This is a genomic window from Novosphingobium subterraneum (genome assembly GCF_000807925.1).
Lineage (GTDB): Bacteria > Pseudomonadota > Alphaproteobacteria > Sphingomonadales > Sphingomonadaceae > Novosphingobium > Novosphingobium subterraneum.
In genome coordinates, this window is record NZ_JRVC01000001.1 from 141,424 (window position 1) to 158,704 (window position 17,281).

General features: G+C 61.5%; 16 protein-coding genes. 5 read left to right on the plus strand and 11 right to left on the minus strand.

All coding sequences use genetic code 11. The features are described 5' to 3' along the window. Positions 1–55 precede the first annotated feature (55 nt). A complete protein-coding gene (locus NJ75_RS00650; RefSeq protein WP_156135675.1) occupies positions 56–802 on the minus strand; it encodes a WYL domain-containing protein in 747 nt (248 codons plus the stop codon). A 100-nt stretch (positions 803–902) separates the two neighbouring features. On the opposite strand from NJ75_RS00650, the gene NJ75_RS00655 reads away from it, so the two are divergent. The 4 genes from NJ75_RS00655 (at position 903) to NJ75_RS00670 (ending at position 6,160) form a co-directional block, all read left to right on the plus strand. Further along, the gene (locus NJ75_RS00655; protein WP_022677993.1) at positions 903–2,048 is read left to right on the plus strand and encodes an exonuclease SbcCD subunit D; all 1,146 of its coding nucleotides are present in this window, start codon (positions 903–905) and stop codon (positions 2,046–2,048) included. Next, on the plus strand, positions 2,045–5,119 hold the full coding sequence (locus NJ75_RS00660) for an AAA family ATPase (RefSeq protein WP_039330789.1): 3,075 nt from the start codon (positions 2,045–2,047) through the stop codon (positions 5,117–5,119). The genes NJ75_RS00655 and NJ75_RS00660 overlap by 4 nt, the downstream gene beginning before the upstream one ends. Before the next feature lie 135 nt (positions 5,120–5,254). Continuing rightward, the gene (locus NJ75_RS00665; protein WP_039330790.1) at positions 5,255–5,464 is read left to right on the plus strand and encodes a hypothetical protein; all 210 of its coding nucleotides are present in this window, start codon (positions 5,255–5,257) and stop codon (positions 5,462–5,464) included. Between the two features lie 30 nt (positions 5,465–5,494). Further along, complete coding sequence (locus tag NJ75_RS00670) at positions 5,495–6,160, plus strand: hypothetical protein (RefSeq protein WP_039330791.1); 666 nt, start codon at positions 5,495–5,497, stop codon at positions 6,158–6,160. 13 nt (positions 6,161–6,173) lie between these two features. Here NJ75_RS00670 and NJ75_RS00675 read toward each other — a convergent pair whose 3' ends face one another. Continuing rightward, complete coding sequence (locus NJ75_RS00675; RefSeq protein ID WP_039330792.1) at positions 6,174–6,956, minus strand: GntR family transcriptional regulator; 783 nt, start codon at positions 6,954–6,956, stop codon at positions 6,174–6,176. A 179-nt stretch (positions 6,957–7,135) separates the two neighbouring features. Between NJ75_RS00675 and NJ75_RS24180 the strand changes: the two genes are divergently transcribed. Next, positions 7,136–7,348 (plus strand): hypothetical protein, encoded by a 213-nt coding sequence (locus NJ75_RS24180; protein ID WP_137775965.1) that lies wholly within the window; start codon positions 7,136–7,138, stop codon positions 7,346–7,348. A gap of 46 nt (positions 7,349–7,394) precedes the next feature. Here the strand turns inward: NJ75_RS24180 and NJ75_RS00680 are convergent, their stop codons facing one another. From NJ75_RS00680 to traW, 9 genes are all read right to left on the minus strand, one after another. After that, the gene (locus NJ75_RS00680) at positions 7,395–10,175 is read right to left on the minus strand and encodes a conjugal transfer protein TraG N-terminal domain-containing protein (RefSeq protein ID WP_082013217.1); all 2,781 of its coding nucleotides are present in this window, start codon (positions 10,173–10,175) and stop codon (positions 7,395–7,397) included. A gap of 28 nt (positions 10,176–10,203) precedes the next feature. Further along, the gene (locus tag NJ75_RS00685; protein WP_052241834.1) at positions 10,204–11,658 is read right to left on the minus strand and encodes a conjugal transfer protein TraH; all 1,455 of its coding nucleotides are present in this window, start codon (positions 11,656–11,658) and stop codon (positions 10,204–10,206) included. Next, positions 11,658–12,464, minus strand: a complete 807-nt coding sequence (gene traF, locus NJ75_RS00690) for a conjugal transfer protein TraF (RefSeq protein WP_039330942.1) — start codon at positions 12,462–12,464, stop codon at positions 11,658–11,660. Before traF ends, NJ75_RS00685 begins: the two co-directional genes overlap by 1 nt. Next, on the minus strand, positions 12,461–12,838 hold the full coding sequence (locus NJ75_RS00695) for a hypothetical protein (RefSeq protein WP_039330795.1): 378 nt from the start codon (positions 12,836–12,838) through the stop codon (positions 12,461–12,463). The genes traF and NJ75_RS00695 overlap by 4 nt, the downstream gene beginning before the upstream one ends. Continuing rightward, entirely contained in the window at positions 12,835–14,508 is a 1,674-nt protein-coding gene (locus NJ75_RS00700; RefSeq protein WP_052241836.1) for a conjugal transfer protein TraN, read from the minus strand. The genes NJ75_RS00695 and NJ75_RS00700 overlap by 4 nt, the downstream gene beginning before the upstream one ends. 65 nt (positions 14,509–14,573) lie before the next feature. Next, a complete protein-coding gene (gene trbC, locus NJ75_RS00705) occupies positions 14,574–15,311 on the minus strand; it encodes a type-F conjugative transfer system pilin assembly protein TrbC (RefSeq protein WP_039330799.1) in 738 nt (245 codons plus the stop codon). Positions 15,312–15,325: 14 nt separating this feature from the next. After that, complete coding sequence (traU, locus tag NJ75_RS00710; protein ID WP_039330801.1) at positions 15,326–16,351, minus strand: conjugal transfer pilus assembly protein TraU; 1,026 nt, start codon at positions 16,349–16,351, stop codon at positions 15,326–15,328. Beyond that, positions 16,341–16,619, minus strand: coding sequence for a hypothetical protein (locus NJ75_RS00715; RefSeq protein ID WP_039330803.1), 279 nt, complete (start codon positions 16,617–16,619; stop codon positions 16,341–16,343). Before NJ75_RS00715 ends, traU begins: the two co-directional genes overlap by 11 nt. After that, positions 16,616–17,272 (minus strand): type-F conjugative transfer system protein TraW, encoded by a 657-nt coding sequence (traW, locus tag NJ75_RS00720; RefSeq protein WP_052241838.1) that lies wholly within the window; start codon positions 17,270–17,272, stop codon positions 16,616–16,618. The genes NJ75_RS00715 and traW overlap by 4 nt, the downstream gene beginning before the upstream one ends. Positions 17,273–17,281: the final 9 nt, after the last annotated feature.

Below are 17,281 nucleotides of genomic sequence, written 5' to 3' on the forward strand. Positions count from 1 at the left end.
CCAACCATGGTCGTCTCCTTTCCTTGTGGCAGCAGAATTCCCTCGCCCGGGAGGGCTAACAGCGTTCCAATCGCGCGCCCGCCTGTTTGAGCCCCCAGCGTCGCTCGACATAGAATTCGAGCGACTTGCGGACCTCGAAGCTCAGAACTTCCTGCGTGAACCCATATTCCAACCGGACAGCGGCCTGCTGTTCTTCCGTCAGACTGCTCAGCGGCCGAAGCCGGATCTCGACGAACTCCTCCCAGTCAGCATCGCGCGGAAGGTCTTCGCCGACCGGTGCCACATCGAAGGTGCTGTCGGGATGGACCCGAACCGGAACATAATCGCGCCATTCGCGGTGGTGGAAACTCCACGCCCGAACGTGCAGGCGCTCGCCGTCGGAGGCAAAATGCGCCGGTGCGATCCATTGGTTCTGACGCAGCCCACTCGACATCGACACATAGCCGATCTCGATCTTCTGCCGCTGCTCGACCGCCTGCCATAGGCGACGCATCACAAATGGGGGGCACTGCCGGGCCGGTGATGGAAGAACAGAAAGGCCGCTCGATGTGGGATGGCCGACAAACTCATCCGGCGAGCCTGCATCCTCCACAAAAGGCAGGCCGCGATGGTGGGGGTTGGCAACATAACACTTTCGGACCGTGTCGTAGCGAGGCTTCGGCTCTGCAACCCGGTCGAGATATTCCCTCAGATCGATTGCCGCTTGCGGAGACGAGATCCCGAAACGCTCGATCAGGTCCTTGCGATTCACCTGTCCGCGCCAAGTCAGGCACCGGTCGAGATAGACCAGGCGGGCGAGCATTGCCGGCTTGAGTGCAGGATCGTCCATGTCCGAACCCTACTTGACGAGCTACCGCCCGTCTATATAAAATTTATATGCACTTGGATTCGAGGACAGAATAATGCGCATCTTGCACACCAGCGACTGGCATCTGGGCCGCCAATTTCATGGCCTGTCCCTCGATGAAGACCATGACCACATTCTCGTCCAGATCCTCGCGGTGATCGATGATGAACGCCCCGATGTCGTGATCATCGCCGGCGATGTTTTTGACCGGGCAAACCCGCCCCAAAGCGCGATAACCCGCCTCTCGCAGTTCCTCACAACGGTGCGGGCAGCATCCGATGCAGCGATCGTTATCATCGCGGGCAACCACGATTCCGCCGCACAGATCGGTGCGATGGGCGTTCTTGCCGATGGCGGCGCGGCGATCGTGCGCGGACCATTGGATGAAGATGAGCGACCGCTCGTGGTTTCCGATGCGCATGGGCCAGTGGCCATTTCCGCCCTGCCCTTTGCCTTCGAATACGCCGCCCGCCTGTGTTTCGACGACGACGGCATCGGCTGCCCTGCAGATGTCATCCGGGCCCAGCTTGCCAGCGCTCGCAAGCACGTGGCCGAGGGAATGCGCTGGGTTGTCGTGGCCCATGCCTTTGTCGACGGCGCAGCAACCAGCGAAAGCGAACGTCCGCTCACGCGCATGGTCGGCGGGATTGAGACGGTATCGGCGGCCGCCTTTGAGGGCGCACACTATGTGGCTCTTGGGCACCTTCACCGCCCGCAACCGGTGGGACTGGATCACATCCGTTATTCCGGCGCACCTTTGGCATTCGGATTCGATGAGGAAGGTCAGCAGAAGTCGGTCAGCCTGATCGACCTTGCGGCCGACGGCACTGTCACGGTGACCGAAGTGCCGCTGCGGCCGCTGCGTCAGGTCAGAACCATCCGAGGCAAGCTGCTCGAGCTGCTCGCGGCCGCGGAAGTGTCCAATGACATCGTCCGCGTCGTTCTCACGGACGACACCCCGCAGATCGACCCGATGAAAAGGATCAGGGCCGTGTACCCCAATGCGGTCCAGCTCGCTTACGAACGCAACGAGCGACCAGTAGAGCTGCGCCTCGAAGAGCAGCGCGCGGCGATTGATGACCCGCAGACGCTCTCCTCCGCATTCCTCGAGTTCATCCGTGGTGAGCCCCTGTCGGATGCGGAGGGGCAGATTGTGGCCTCCGCGCTGCAATCCTTCGCTACGATGGAGGAAGAAGCATGAGGCCGATCAAGCTCACCCTCAGCGCTTTCGGTCCCTATGGCGGCGCGGAGACGATTGATTTCCGCGAAGCGACGGATGCCGGCCTTTTCGGGATTTACGGTCCAACCGGATCAGGCAAGTCGTCGATCTTCAGCGCGATTTCTTTCGCCCTGTTTGGCGAGGGGGCCAAGGAGGAGCAAGGCATCGGTACGATGCGCTCTGACTTTGCGCCTGAGGATCTGCTGACCGAGGTGAGCCTGCAATTCGAACTGGGCTCCAAGCGATATTATGTCAGGCGTCAACCTGACCAGGCACGGCCGAAGGCGCGAGGCGAGGGTCACACCATGCAGCCACACGCTGCCTGGCTGTTCGACGTATCGGACGTCGCCATCGATGATGTCGGTCCGGATAACTCGGGCGTTCCGATCGCAGAAAAGAAGGTCGGCGCCGTCCTCAGCCACGTCGAAGGTCTTCTCGGCTATGGCGCACAACAGTTCCGCCAGATTGTCCTGTTGCCGCAAGGGAGGTTCGAGCGTTTCCTGGTGTCGAACAGCAAGGACCGGCTCGAGATTCTGCGGGAGCTGTTCGACGTCTCTCTGTACCGCCGGCTCACCGAAAAGCTCAAAGCCGATGCCGCGAACATCAGACGCGAGATCGAAGACGGCTACCGCTTACACGCAAGCCGCCTTCAAACCGAGGGCTACAGCAGCTCGGACGAGCTCGCCGACGGCATCGCCTCGGCACTTGAACGGTACGAATTTGCCCAGCTGGCAGTCTCGGAGACAGCGGCCGTGCTCGCTGTTGCCAACAAAGCCTATGCGGCCGCTGAAGAGCAGGAAAAGCGCTTTGTCGAAGTCGAGGCTGCGTCGGCTGCACTCAAGCAGCTCGAGGCACAGGGCCAGACTTTCGAGGCGATGCGAACCCGCAGATCCCAGGCCGATTTGGCGCGGCGCATATCGGACCTCGACGCCAGCGTTGCCGATGCCCAGAGGCGCTACCGCGAAGCGATTGATGCGCACGCCAGCGCTGAAGTCGAAGCACGAGAGGCAAGCGAGGCTCTTTCGGCAGCGAATGCGACGCTGCTCGATCTCCGCTCCCGCGATCATGAGATCGAAGACATCACGCGCAAGATCGACCAGCTGAACCGCCACAAGCAAGTTCTGGTGGATGCCGCCGAGCGTCTGGCTGGCCTTGAAGCCGCCGAGGCAGGGCTGGAAAAAGCAAAACAGGCTCACTCTCAAGCCGCCGACGCTGAGGCACAGGCTGCTGATCTCTGCGAAGAGAAGGAGGCGGCGCTCGCGGCGGCCCAAGCCAATGGTCTTGAGCGACAGAGGCTGAACGCAACTCGCGATGGTTTGAAGAGCGAAGTAGATGCAGCACAGGCCTTCGCAAAGGCAGCGCAAGATTTGGAATTGTCGCAGGAAGCCTGCGAGAAGGCATCAAAAATCGCCCGCGACGCACAGGCCCGCCATACCGAAGCGGTCGCTGTAGCCGAGATGCACGAGCGCGCCTTCCTTGCAGCCCAGGCCAGCGTCCTTGCCCAGCGATTGCAGGACGGGCACCCCTGCCCGGTTTGCGGCGCCAGCGACCACCCCGATCCGGCGCATGATTCAGGCGATGCGGGCGCACTCGAAAAGGCGTGGCGCAATGCTCAGGGCGCTGCGCTTGCCGCTTCAAAGGCTGATCGCGAGGCCCAGGCTGCCGCCAGCTCGGCCCGTGCCACGCTCGACGCGAAACGTGCCGTTCTGGACGGGCTCATGGAGCCAAAGCGCGACGTGAGCGAGATCGATGGCGATCTGCAACACGTCCTTGGCCAGATCAGCGGTTTGGGCCCGGACGTCGATATCGGCCTTCTCACCGAGGAACTGGATGACGCACGCACGCGCAAGCTGGCAGCGACGGCGGCCCTCCAACAGGCTCGAGACGCCCTCGGTAAGGCAACGCTTGCAGAGGCACTGGCCCGGCAGGCGTACGACGAGAAGATTGCATCGGTCCCCGAGAACCTGCGCCAGCAAGACACTCTGCAGACCACAATCGATACCGCCAGCGCAGACGTGAGCAGCCGGAAGCAGGCTCTTGCCGATGCCGACGCGAGGCAGCGCGAGCTCGATGCCATTGCGATCAAGGCAGCAGCCGCACTGCAAAGCGCTTCGACCGCAGTCAGCGAAACCGGCATCGATCTCGCCGCAAAGCGATCAGCATTTGAAGCCCGCCTTACCGAGCTTGGGATCGCCGAGGCAGACTATCGCGCCGCGATCCCCGACATTGCCGAGATCCCTGCACTGGAGCAGGCAATCGCGGGTTATGACACCGCCCTTGTTGAAGCCCGCGCGCGGGAAACGATGGCAAGAAACGCGGTCGGCAACGCGCAGCGGCAAAGCCTCGAACCCTACCGTCTGAGCTGCGCGCAGGCACAGGCCGCCGCCGACGAGGCAGTGAAGCAGAGCGCTGCTGCTCAGCAGAAACACCAATCGCTTGTCGAGCTGCAGACCAGTCTGGCAGACCAGCTTGAGAACCTTCAAGCCCTTGAGCAATCGTCTGGCGCGCTGCGGGGAATTGCGGAAGCCTTCGACGGTCAGAACGAGATGCGGACCAGTCTCGAGACATTCGCCATCGGTGCGATGTTCGATCAGGTTCTCGAAGCAGCGAACCTGCGCCTCGATCCCATGACCAGTGGCCGGTATCGCTTTGAGCGCGATACCGTCAGTGTTGGAGGCCGATCCAAGAGAGGGCTGGACGTTCGGGTCCACGACATCGAGACTGGCCGCGCCCGCGAGATTATCACGCTTTCAGGCGGTGAGACTTTTATCGCAGCTTTGTCCCTCGCGCTCGGGCTGTCCGACATCGTCGAGATGACAAACGGTGCCATCCGGCTCGACACCATTTTCATCGATGAAGGCTTCGGCAGCCTCGATACGGAAAACGACGCCGGAACGCTCGATCAGGTTCTGCAGGTGCTTCAGAATATCGTGGGCGAACGGCGCGCGGTAGGGCTTATCTCGCACGTGCCTTTGGTCCAGCAGGCAGTCCCTAACGGCTTTACGGTCCACAAAGGAACCAACGGGAGCCAGATCACGGTCAGGGCTGCCTGAATGGGCAATCGGCAGTCGTTTTGCATTGTAACACAATGAAGTAACAACATGCGGAGCGGTCTATAATCGGCAAAGTGGCTCGACAGTTCGCGGATTATCGGCCTAGATTTGAATCAGTTTCCAGCGGGAGCGTTGATGAGGCACTACGAGGATTTCAAGCGTTTGCTTGCCGCGATTGAAGCATATCGCGCCGACGCAAGCATTCCCGTTGATGCTGAACAAGTCGACGCCGCTTGCGCACGAATTCTGACCCATGATCCCTTTGATGAAACCGCCATTGAATGGAAACGGATTGCTGAATTTGTGAAGGAGCTCAACGGGGGCGATTGGCCGCCGACCGGTTGATGATCCACTCTTCGCTGCTATCCTCCGGCAATGCCCAACGGAATCGACCAGCTCTATCGGACCGCGATCGAGAAGCTCGCCAAAAGCGCTGATGCCGATATCGAGCATCTCCGCCGCGCAGTGATCCGGGGCGACGGTGTACCCCTTGAGCCCGACCCACGCCTTCTCGCCGAGGCGTCTGGTAAAGGCGCGGATTGGGGGGAATATGCGTTTGGCGAACTCCGCGCATTTGGCTTCATTGTGGCAGATGTGGCTAGGTTTGTTTGGTATCGGCCGACCAAGAACGAAATGTGGGAGCGGCAGGCGGTTCTAGCCGGGATCGAGGCTACGGCTATCGTCAGACTGGTCTCGATGGACCTTTCTCCTGCCATCCCTGAAATACAGAGGCGGCTAGAAGCATTCGACCGAACTGCGGCTTCCGGCAAAGCGCTCGCCTCACTCCTCGCGCACCAGAAATTGATGGTCAGTGTCGTCGCAGCGACAGGCGAAGTCGCCACGCTCGAGGAATATGCAAGGCGCGCCAGCGTTGCACAGGTCTATGCGCGAGCAGCGACCCTGGAGCTGACGGATGTAGAGGGCATGACGACATCTGCCCGAACCATGGTCCAATTGCTTTGTAAGGGCGACGCGCGCGATTGCGCTGCCGCTGCGACTGCCATGCGGATCCACCCCCGGCAGCCCGCCTTTGCGGCTTGAGATGTGAGCGCTGCTACAAGGGATGCGCGGCCACGCCGGCATCACTCAGTGGACCAAGCAGCGGGCGCGCAGCCTTCGTACTCCCTGTATACGTCGGCAATCCGCTGACCTGGGGCTCGATGGCCTGAAGGGCGTGATACTGGGCGCTTTTTGGAAAGTCTTTGCGCTCCATCTGCTCGATCAACTTGTGGAGCGCCGGCGCGGTTGAATCGAAGAAGAAGCGGCTCGCTTTCCGTACGCCATCAAGATCACCCGCGCGCGCCGCGACCAGATAGCTGTCCGCAGCTTCAACCAGGAAACCCGTGCGCTCGGCATAGATGTCAGAGAGCCAGAGCAGCCTGAAAAAGGCCTGCGGGATGAACTGCTCGACCAGCTCGGACAAGGTGCTCTGCGGTCCTCCCAGAATGATCGTCGCGAAGGACATCGCCCCGAGAAAGAACGCCTCATCCTCCACTGCATGGCTGCGGACGTCCTTTTCAAGGCTCTCGGCCACCGCCTGCAACCGCGCACCTCCCGCCAATGCCAGACGAAGGGCGCCGATCTCGACGATCGCTCCCAGCGCAAGGCGCCATTCCTCGATCTGTTCTCTCGTGAAGGTCGAAACAACATAGGCACGGCCACGCTTGGTGAGATAGCCCCCGACACCCAGCGAAACCAGAAGATGGCGAGCCATCGACAACGACACGCCGGTATGCGCGACAATGTCGTCAGCTGTCATCGACGTACCGGGCGGCAAGTCGCCCAGCATGACCCGCTCACGCAGCTCGATATAGGTCGCGTCAATCTTCGACAGCATGAATTCCCCACGGCTCGCCCACCATGGCGCTTGCCGCTCTCTACGGGCTTCAACTTAGCATAACGCCTGCGAAATGCAGCCTCCTATGCCGCTTCGCTCAACTCCAGCCAGTCCCCAACACCACCTCCAATCGTTGTCATCGAACCATGATAATGGTATGTTCAGATTGGAGAAAGACGATGGAAGACTATGAAAACTGGCGAACTGTCGATTTCTCGAAACGAGCAATACCTGACGACCTGACTGGGAATGGTGATCCAGATTTCTTGAAATCACGTATTCCAGAAAACGATGCCCGATCTCATCTGGATAGCCACCCCAGAAACAGCGCTGGACCTTGGATCGTGATTTTGGTTTCCATCGGTTTCATCGCATTCAGCTTGCTCAGCTGATAACTGCGAGATCGTATCCGGGCGCTGCCACAACTCCCCATCCGCTCTACCGCTGATCTCGATCATAGAACCGTTCATTGAAGCGCTCGTCAGCGCCACCTGAAGTAGAACGACCCCCGTCAAATTCCCGACGCCGATCATCAAAGCGGGTGCCATTGGCCTCGTAGCGCTCCTTCAGGCTCCCCTGCCCTTCGCTTATCCGAGCACCAATCGAGTCATCGGTCGATCCCTCGACAAGATTCCGGGAGCTTCCGCCAGAACGCTGTGGCGCTCGAGCCCTAAGGTCAGTTTCGGTGAAGCTACCGGGCCCGGCGACTTTGCCGGTAAGCGTTCCCTTTTCCGGGATGAGATCATTGAAAGGCGCCACCCGCTGATCGTAGTAGTCGGAGATGATCTCGCGCGCGACAAGCTCGTAGACAGCCTGCTCTTGCGGGCTGTAGTCGGTTCGAGCAAGGCTGGGTGCAGTGATCCCGAGTTCCGCCGCCTTTTCCTGATAGCGGCTTGCCACGATCTGGCTCATGTCGAAGGCGAGACTGGCACCAAATCCCTCCCGTGTAGAGGTACTGTCGGTGAGTGATGTCGCCAGCTCGTCAATCTGGGCGATCCGCTGATCGATCCGCCGGATCTCCTCGAGTGCACGTTCACGCGAGTAGGCGTTCTCGGAATAGCCCTCACTCCGGCTGAAGCTTCCGCTTTGAGCGTAGCTCCCACTGTCTTGCGTGACATTCGAACCATTCGAACGATTGTCCGAAGTCGAGGACTCGAAGCCCTGCGTTTCGTTCCGATCATTTCCTCGAGAGACAACGTCTGTTCGCTGGCGGCTACCGCTGATGCCAGCTTGGACACCTCCATTGGCGCCCACACTCCCCTTGCCCCCAGGCCCGCCATCGCCACCTCGAGTGCCTGCAACGCTGCCGGACAACCCGACACTGCCGCTGCGGCTCGTCTCGAGACGATCAATATTGGTTTGCTGATCCCCCCTCGACCGCGTGACACGATCGCTTTCGCTGACGGTGTCCCTGGCATCCAGCGACTGATTGTCGAACCGCTGCAGGTTCTCACCCGAGCGATACCCGGACGAGCTTTCACTTCCGCTGGAGTTGCGCACTCCGCTTGTTTGCCGCGTCGACGCGCGGTCAAGGAAGGCAACCGCGCGCGACCGCTCTTCCGAAAGAGTGTTCCGCGCCGTCTCAAGTTCAGAAAGGGTCTGCTGCCGCTCGGCATTGGCGAACTGGCTGAGCGACGCGCCGAACGCCAATCGGCTCATGCCCGGCGACGTGTCAAAGACGCTCGCACCATCTGTCATGGTCTTTGTCGTTGTCCCATTCGCATTGACCGTCGACATGACCGGCGCCCCGCCGGTGAAGGAGGGAGCGGCATTCCATTGTTCGGACTGCCGGTTGAAGCTTGAGAGGTTCATGAAGCTCTCGTTCCCGTAGGAATAGTTGCCGGTCGTACGCTCGACGGCAGCCGCTTCGGCTGCCGCCTGCGCTGGGGCAAGCATCGAGGTCGCTTGCGACGAGACGGCCATGGCCCCTTTCGCCATTCCGCCGGCGAGGAAGGGAATCGACATCATCAGAAAGCCCGCGATCGTTGCGGTATCCGCATTGACCGCATCGATCCCCGCCATCCCCGCCATGGTAATCCCGCCCGGTGCGGTGGCGTTCAGGGCATCGGAAGCGCGGTCCATGATGAACATGTGCAGGACCACATAAAGCGGCCCCCACGCAGCGAGGTAGAAGAACCCTGTGAAGTAGCCCTTGAGCGCCATCGTACCTGTCCGCGGCATGAGAAACAGCGGAAAGATGACCGGGAACATCGCATAGAAGACCACCGTCAGGACGATGTTGAGAAGCGGCACCCATGTCATCGCCTGCTGAGCGATCGAGCTGTAGGTGTTGCGCGCCTGCTCCTCCGCTCGAAGCATCGCAAAGGTATCGCCGTCCGCGGCCCCAAGATTGGCCCGCGCCTCGAGGAAAGCGTTCACCAGAGAGCGCTGCTGGAAAACCTGCTGAGCTGTCTGCGAACTCCCGTGGAACTGGTTTGCGATGACAGGGAGATCAGAAACCAGCTTCGCTCTCGCCAGAGCCGGCGTCAGGCCGGGGAACAGCTTGCGGCCTTCTTGCTGCAGACCCAGCTCGGTGTAGGCGGTGATGCCAGTCTGCAGCTCGTTATAGGCATTCTGGCAGGTGACGATGATCGGTGGCCCGCTCGCAGGCAGAAACTTCATTCCCCGCGCCGGTGACCCAGGCCCCATATCGGCAAGGATGTTGTTCGAGTTGGCGATTGTGTCGAAAGAGGTGTGTCCGAGCAGAATATCGTACAACAGGCATTGCTTGAAGTACTCACCCAGGTTCGCGCTGATACGCGGGTCGCGGATCTGAAAGTCGCGGGTCCGGTCCCAAAGCCGCGCACCGTAGATCATCCCGTTGGTCGACATCTGCAATGCACCTGGCATCACGAAGACCGTTTCAGCGGTGCGTGTCAGCCAGTCCCCGGCCTGGCTGCTGACCGAAGCGACCATCGCCAGACCGATGGGCACGTTGGCAACCGTGGCCGGCGCGAGCGAGGGATTGAGGCGATCGGTAATCCGGACCGAGGTCACTGGGACGACCAGAGCGCCGTAGATCAGCGTCGCGCCGAGAAACCAGTTGAACCAGGCACGCCAGTCGAGACTGAACGCCACGATGAGCAGGGTATAAATGAGCCCGATCACCATCACGACACGCAGCAGCGCGCGGAAGCCCCCTCCCCCGGTCCAGGCGCTGACCGCATTGAAGATGTTGACCAGGTACTCGCCCCCACCGATCGTGAAGATCTCCATCATGGCTCGTCCCTCCTGCCGCGCGCCGGGCCTATTGCAGGCCCTGATTTGAGAGGGATGTGCTGAATCGCAGCGCAGCCGACATCTGGGGCGAAAGGTTGTTACGCAACGTGCCCTCGAGGAAAACAGCCCGCTGAACGACATGCTGGGTCCGTTCGAGGCGGAGGTTCATCCCTTGGGAATATGTGTCGAGCACCTGACGGACCGAGACGATCTGCGCGCGCCACTGTGACAGTGCTTCCTCATTGGCATTCTGGAAGGAGCCGACGCCGCGCGAGGCATAGCCGTAATACTGCTGTGCCAGCGCATCGAGGAGGTCCATCGCGACGATCTCGGCAAGATCGTTCATGTCATTGGCTGTCATGCCGCCAAGCGTTGCGGCCGCGTTGACCGAGATGATCTTGTAGAGCGGGATGGTGGTGGCCCCCAGAAGACCAATCTCGTCAGGCGTGAGAGCCGCATTGCTGCGCACCTTGCCGTTCATGCTCTCGATCATCGCCCTCACACGCGGCTTCAGGGCCTGCGAGGCAGAAACAGACATGCTCTGCGTGGTGGGATTGAGGCACTTGTCGCTCGTGTCACACTTCAGCATCGTGACCGAGCCCCCGCCATCCAGCAGGGCGGTCAGCAGTGCCCGGTCTCCCTGCCCGACGAACTGGTAGCCGCGCTTGCCGCTGGCATCGCCGTCCTGATAGAAGATTACGGTGCCGACAAAGGTCATCAGGTATTCGCGGAAGTTCACCGAGAAACTGGGGTAGCTCTGCTTCAGCATCTCCCACGTGAAGTTGTAGCTTGCCGCGGGAATGGTGGGATCCTTGTTCGCCTTCAGGGTCGCCTCGCGCTGCCCACCCGTCCCGCATTCATGCCGCCCCTTGGCCCAGTCGGAGAACAGGCCCTGGCTGTTCCCGATCGACTTGCAGATCTCCGACGACATGCGATCGGACTTGCCCCACAGGCCGCCGACGAGGTTCTGTGCGGTCTCGCAGCTGTTCATGTTGAACTGGTTCATCTGCTGCGCCTTCTGCGCCATTTCCTCAATCGTGGCCGAGATCTGCGGACTGATCGACTTGATCGCGAGCTGGAAGGCAAACCCCAGCGCATTGTTGGCTGTCGCTTTGAGCATCGCCACGATCTCGTCCGAGTTGATGAACGAGAAGGATCCGGAAAACACATCGATCCCGCCGCAGCCAGCCTTGACCGAGGGCAGCTGGAGATTGACCGGGTTGACGCTCCTTTGCGGAAAGCGGGTCCAGATATTGCCGCCTGAATAGTAGCCCGCAGACTGGCCCTGGTAGGCAACCGGCCCGGTGGCGTTCGCAGCCGCGCCCATGTCATTGAAGAAGCTGTTGAGCTCAGACCCCACATTGGCATGCACGGGGCCGGCGGCCATGGTGGCAACTGCCAGCGCTGACAGGGCAATGCCCGCTCGCCTCAGGACAGGAGCGAGCAGCCGGGTCGCCGAATTTGGCGTGGAGGTGCGTGCCATCAGTAGTCGCTCCCTGGTTCGATCTTGGTGAGGTAGAAGATGCGCTGCATGACCTCGTCGGCCGCCATCACGCCATAGCCGATCGGAATGGGCTGCTTCGTCTGGGTGTCGAACAGGACGAGGGCAGGAACGGTCCCGCCCTGCAGCCCCATGCGCTGGTATTGTCCGCTATCGACCACGAAGTTGGGAAACGCCTCGTTGGGGCCGCCGTCCATCGACACCGCCAGAACCTCGAGGCCGTAACTATCGGACAGGGCCCGCATGACTGGCGAGAATGTCCGGCAGGCCGAGCATGACGAGGAGTAGAAGTAGAACACGCCGTAACGCTGAGTGAGCGCTGCCATCGATCCCTCGCGCTGCTGGCGGCGATCAGTCAGCCAGGTCTGCTTGGCGAGGGTCGAGACTGGACGCTCAAGCGTGTAATCGAGCTCGGGGTTTTGCCAGATTGCACGGCTCCAGACGTCGGCGAAGGTCGACGCACGATCGAGTTGCTCGCGCTGGAAGCGGATGTAGTTGACGATGTTCTCCGAGGTCGGCTCGAGGATCGCGCGCGCCTTGAGCTCGTCGAGCTGGCGGGTAATTGCCGCCATGCGGTCAACCGCAGGCGGGCTCTGGGTCGGCTGCTGTTGGCTTCGCTCCCGCGCCTTTCGTTTGGCCTCTTCCGAATTGCAGTAGAACCAGGTGCCAAGCTTGCGCTCATCGCAATAGAACGCATCGCGCGGGGCGGGGGATGCGCTCTGCGCCACCAAAGGAGCACCGAGCGCCACGCCGAATGCGCTCAGGGCAAGGAAAACAGGCTTATTCATGGGCATTGTCCTTTCCCGAGGTCGAGCATCTGGAGGAGGAAGGCGGTTTTGAAGAGACCACGGCCGCGGTCGATCATGCGGATCATTCCCCCCGAAAGAGTGGTCGTGGCCGCGACGCCGGCTTCTGTCAGGCACAGGCCGCAGTCATCTGTGCCCGAACGGCGCGCCCAATCCTTGTCGAGAAGGCGCGCAACCGAACTCGCGACCTCGCTGCGTGTCGCCGGATGCAGGAACCAGTCTTCGATCCGCGCAAGAAGATCGGCCTCGGTCCGCGCGAGATCGCGACCGATCGCAACCGCAACCGCCAGATCGAGAACCTCAGCAGATGGGAAGGGTCGTTCTCTCCCGAATGGCAGGACCGTTGCACCGGTCATGATCCGGTCCCTCCATGACGAGTATAGTAGCTCTCGATTTTCTGCTGAATCTGGATCGACATCTCGATCTCACTGGGCAGCTTTGCCGCGTCGACGAACTCGGCGTAGACCTCTCGGAAGTCCATGCGGCTGAGATCGAGCTGCTGGAATTGTGCGATCAGGAAGCCGTCGCAGTCAGGTTGCTTCGGGGTGCCCCACTGCATGCCGAGCTGGGCCTTCCCCTGCTGATTGAGGATGCGGACCAGCTTGCTTCCGTAGCAGCAGTAGGACTGCTTGCGGGTTACGCAGACGCCGAGGACGCGCGCTGAACAATAAGTGCCGACAAAGTGGCAGAGGCCAGCATCATCGCGCTTGTCGACCTCGCGGTCCTCGCGGTCGCACAGGAACGGTGTCAGGAGCGGAACGCCCTTCCCGCTACAGCAGTTCGAGAGGCCAAAAATCTTCCGGGTGCAACGCAGATGCTCGCCGCTGAAGATCTTCAACTGGTCCGGATCGAAGCCATCGCGCAGGTTCCCCATCACGTTCATGGCGACCATCGCGTCCTTGAACTCGGTGGACGCCTCGCGCGTCACCTGCGTACATTCGCCGTCGATGCAGTAGAGGTCGCCCGCGCAGACATAGGCGGCTGAAGCGGAGGTGCCCGTTTGGGGAAGGGTGCACTGGTACCAGCGGTCGTGGACATTGCAGGTCACGCCATCGGGCTCGAAGCTCAGGCATTCATCATGACTGAACTTGCAATCAGAGCGTGCTTCCAACGCGGCGCAGTCATTGGCCGGTGCCACACCCTGGCACTGATAGGTGCGCTGCCACTCCCAACAGCTTCGCGTAACCGAAAGACCATTGATCACCCGCGTCTCGTCAGGGGCCGTGCAGACCTCGCTGGCAAGGGTGCAGGTGGCGCCATTGGTGGCACTCCGGCAAGCAGCTTCGTCTATCGTTTCGCCGACGATCCGAGCAGTGTTTCGCTCGACTCCGCCCGGCACGCCGCTGAGCCTTGAAGGGCATTGCCAGACCTGGCGGTAGATCGGCTCTCCAGGCTCCGAACACCATTTGCGGCCATTATCTTCTGCTACCCACTGCAGACACCGCTGACCGACGCGCACGCTCCTCTCGAGGGTGCAGGAACCCGAACCCTGCGCATTGGCAAGCATCGGGCACATGTCGGATCGCTCGGCAAACTCCTCGGTTTCACAAGCATATTCCCAGGAGCGCCGCCCTTCGGTCTGAACGCTAAGCGCGGCATTGCAAGTCCGTGGTGCGTCAAAGGGCTGGGACCCGCTGTTGCAGCTTTCAAGATAGGTCATTGCGCCATCGCCGCCCGGGGGAAGCGGCGAACAGGTGTTGGCTTCCCCTCCGATCCCAGCTCCCGCCCCGAGGTAACGATCGGGATCGCCCTCAATTGCCGAGGCAGACGACAAATCGATCGTCGCAGGATCGACGACCTTGCGGCGCGGATCAACGACCGTCCGGTATTGCTCCTGGTAGCGCTGTGCTTCGCCGGCCGTCGTCAACCCCTTGGGGTCATCGACATAGCGCCGTGCTGGAATGTCCGTCCCGCCAAAACCGGGCACACTTGCTTCACTGCCGGCGCTCAGAATAGCCGAGTTCGTGCCATCGCGCAGGCTGCGGGCCATGGCCTCGCCATCGGCGCGCGCATCGCCAGATGTCATCTGGGCATGAGCAAGGTGCCCGGACGCAAGCAACGCAAGACAAGCAAATGAAAGCCGCACCGGGTTCACCGCGCCGTCCTCATGTTCGCGAGCGCGACCCGAGACACCGGTGCGCCCGGGCCGTTGGCGTCAGCAAAGGTTTCGAGCACATAGGCCACGCTCACATTGCCCGCGATCCGGTCGTGGGGTGGCGGCGCGGTTACGCAGTCAAGCTGGTCGCAAGGCTCAAAATCCGTCGAGAGCGCCACGAAGGTCGGCACCCGGTCGACACGGAGCGAGCGGAACAGCCGCGGGTCGATCGCGACGTTGGTGGCCCCCGCCTGGTCCACAACCTTGCGGATACCCGTGATGAAGGCTTGGGGATTGCCGGAGGAAAAGCCGCGGAAAACCACGACGCCCCCAGCCTTGGTCGTGTCCGCAATAAGCCCGGCGAGCGCGTCCTCCGGCATCGACAGGCTGGCAAAGGCGATGAAGAGCGGCGCGCCCTTGGGCTGAACATTGCCGGCCTTTGCGCCGGTTACGATCGCGTCGAAATCTATGGGGCCCTTGACCCCGCCCATGTCCGATACATCGAGATCCTGCACGGAAGCCTTGGCTGCATCGACGACACCTTGCGCCTCACTGCGATGCGCTTCGCTCCTCGCGGTGGCGAAATCGAACAGTTCTTGCGCATCGGCCTGCGCTGCGTGCCCGCGCGCCTCGATAGCCTGAATATCGATACCTTCAACGGTCTGGGCGAAGACCGTCACCGCAAAGCCTGCAAGACCGACACCTGTAAGACAGAAAGCGAGCGTGCGGTTCACTATCCCTCTCCCGGCTAAAGGACGCAGCAGTTGCGCTTGCGCCAGACAAGGAAGCCCACGTCTTCACCCTTCACAGGGTAGACCTGACCCGCCTTGGGCAAGAGCGTTGTGGCGCCGATGGGCGAACAGGCCTCGCGTCCGCTCACCATTGCGGTTGGGTTCACCTGCTGCAGGCGGTACTGGCTCTTCTTGAGGATCGGCATGAGATACTTGGAGCACAGCGCCTTCGGACCGCTGGTGCCCCAGGCCAGACCCTGCCGGTGCATCTTGTAGATCATCCGCTCGGCCGCGAGCCGGGCAGATTGCTTCATGCCAACGTTCGCGCCGATGTTGCCGTTCATCGGGTACATCGGACCCTGACAGCCAGAGCACCAGAACAGCTCATCCATCGGCAACTTTGTGCTCGCCGAAATGCAATCGGCCGAGCAGGCAGCTTGAGCCAACGGCGAGGTGAACAGGGCCGCCTCGGGATTGAGCAGCGTGGTCAGCTCATCGTCCTGCCAAAGCGGATCGATCTCGCTCAGATAGGCCACATCGAAGGAGCTTGCCTCGAGGCACAGAAAGTCCGTTACCACCTCCAGCCAGTAGAGCAGCGGGTAGATGTAGTAATGGACGTGGTACTTCGCGCTGTTCTGCGCCTGACCACCGACCTGTGAAGAGTCGGAGGCATAGCCATTGCCGATCGAGAAACCGGGATTGAGTTTGATCCCGCCGAGATTGGGGAAACACCACGGCTTTGTCGTGACGTCGACGAGCCGCACCGGCTCCCAGAAACCCATCGCAAGGCCAATGCGCGGAACAGGAGTGCCGCACGCACAGATCGGGAGGTCCGGATTCTTGGTGTCGGCCCGGGAGGACGGCCAGATCTTGAGCGAGCCGAGCGAGAGCGGGAACATGCAACCCCAACACACATCGGTGACAGGATTGACGAAACTGCCCGAGCAGCGGCCAGGCCCGGTCGGAAGACCTTGAGCCGCTGCCGGCGTTGCCAGCGCTGCTACCAGCAGAGCCACGATGGGAGTCAGAAGCCTACCCAGCATCCTGGTCCTCCCTGCCCTGCATGAGCCACGCATCGTCGGCTGCATTTTTCGCCTTCAGCCAGAGCCAGCCCTGAACAATGACAAAGGTGACGGTGGCGCCCAGCCAGGGAAACGCCAGAGGGCGTGATAACGTGCGCAGCTCGCCAAAGAAGAGAACTGTTGCGGAGAGCACTGCGCAGCCCATGATCACTCGGATGCGGGCGCCGCGCAGCATCGGCGTTTCGGGGGCAGCGAGCGGGACCGGCAAAAGATCGCGCCACCCGGTCATGTCGGCTGCCCCTTGCGGCGGATGACATGCTCGGTGACCTGAAGCAGATCACCCTTGCGCTCGACCACGGCGGGCGTGTGGCGGATACCGAAATGCGTTGTCAGGCGCCCATCCTGGTCGAAGTAGAAGCGCCGGCGATGCGTTTGCATCTGGGTGAACGGCGAGCCGTTGACGAAGATGATCTTGGCCGCTTCATCGCCTCCCCGCTGCATGGCCCAGGCGAGCTCTGCCGGATCGTTGCCATTGATGAAGACGAGCTTCTTCGAAAGACCCGTATAGCTCAGCGGATTGACGCGCTGACCTGCGACAGCAATGAGATTGCCGTGATCGTCGCGAATGTCGTTCTCGACCACGATGGCAGGATCAAACTCCCAGCTGCGGGTCTCGCCCGCAGGGCTCATTCCGGCAACAGCCACCGGCTGCTTGACCCGCTGCGTGACCTTCTCGGCAAACTGGCGGTTCAGCGCATCGATCTTGCCGCTCGCCTGCGCCGTATCGAGACGGGCCTTGATGACCGCCAGGAGGTCAGGCTCGATAACGGGCCAGGTCTGACCCATTTGTCCATGATCGACGCCCACGCGCGTGGGCGGAGCGGGCACGCCTGCACCGATCGCGAACGGCGCCAGCAGCGCAAGAAGGATTCCGCGCTTCACAGGCTTGCC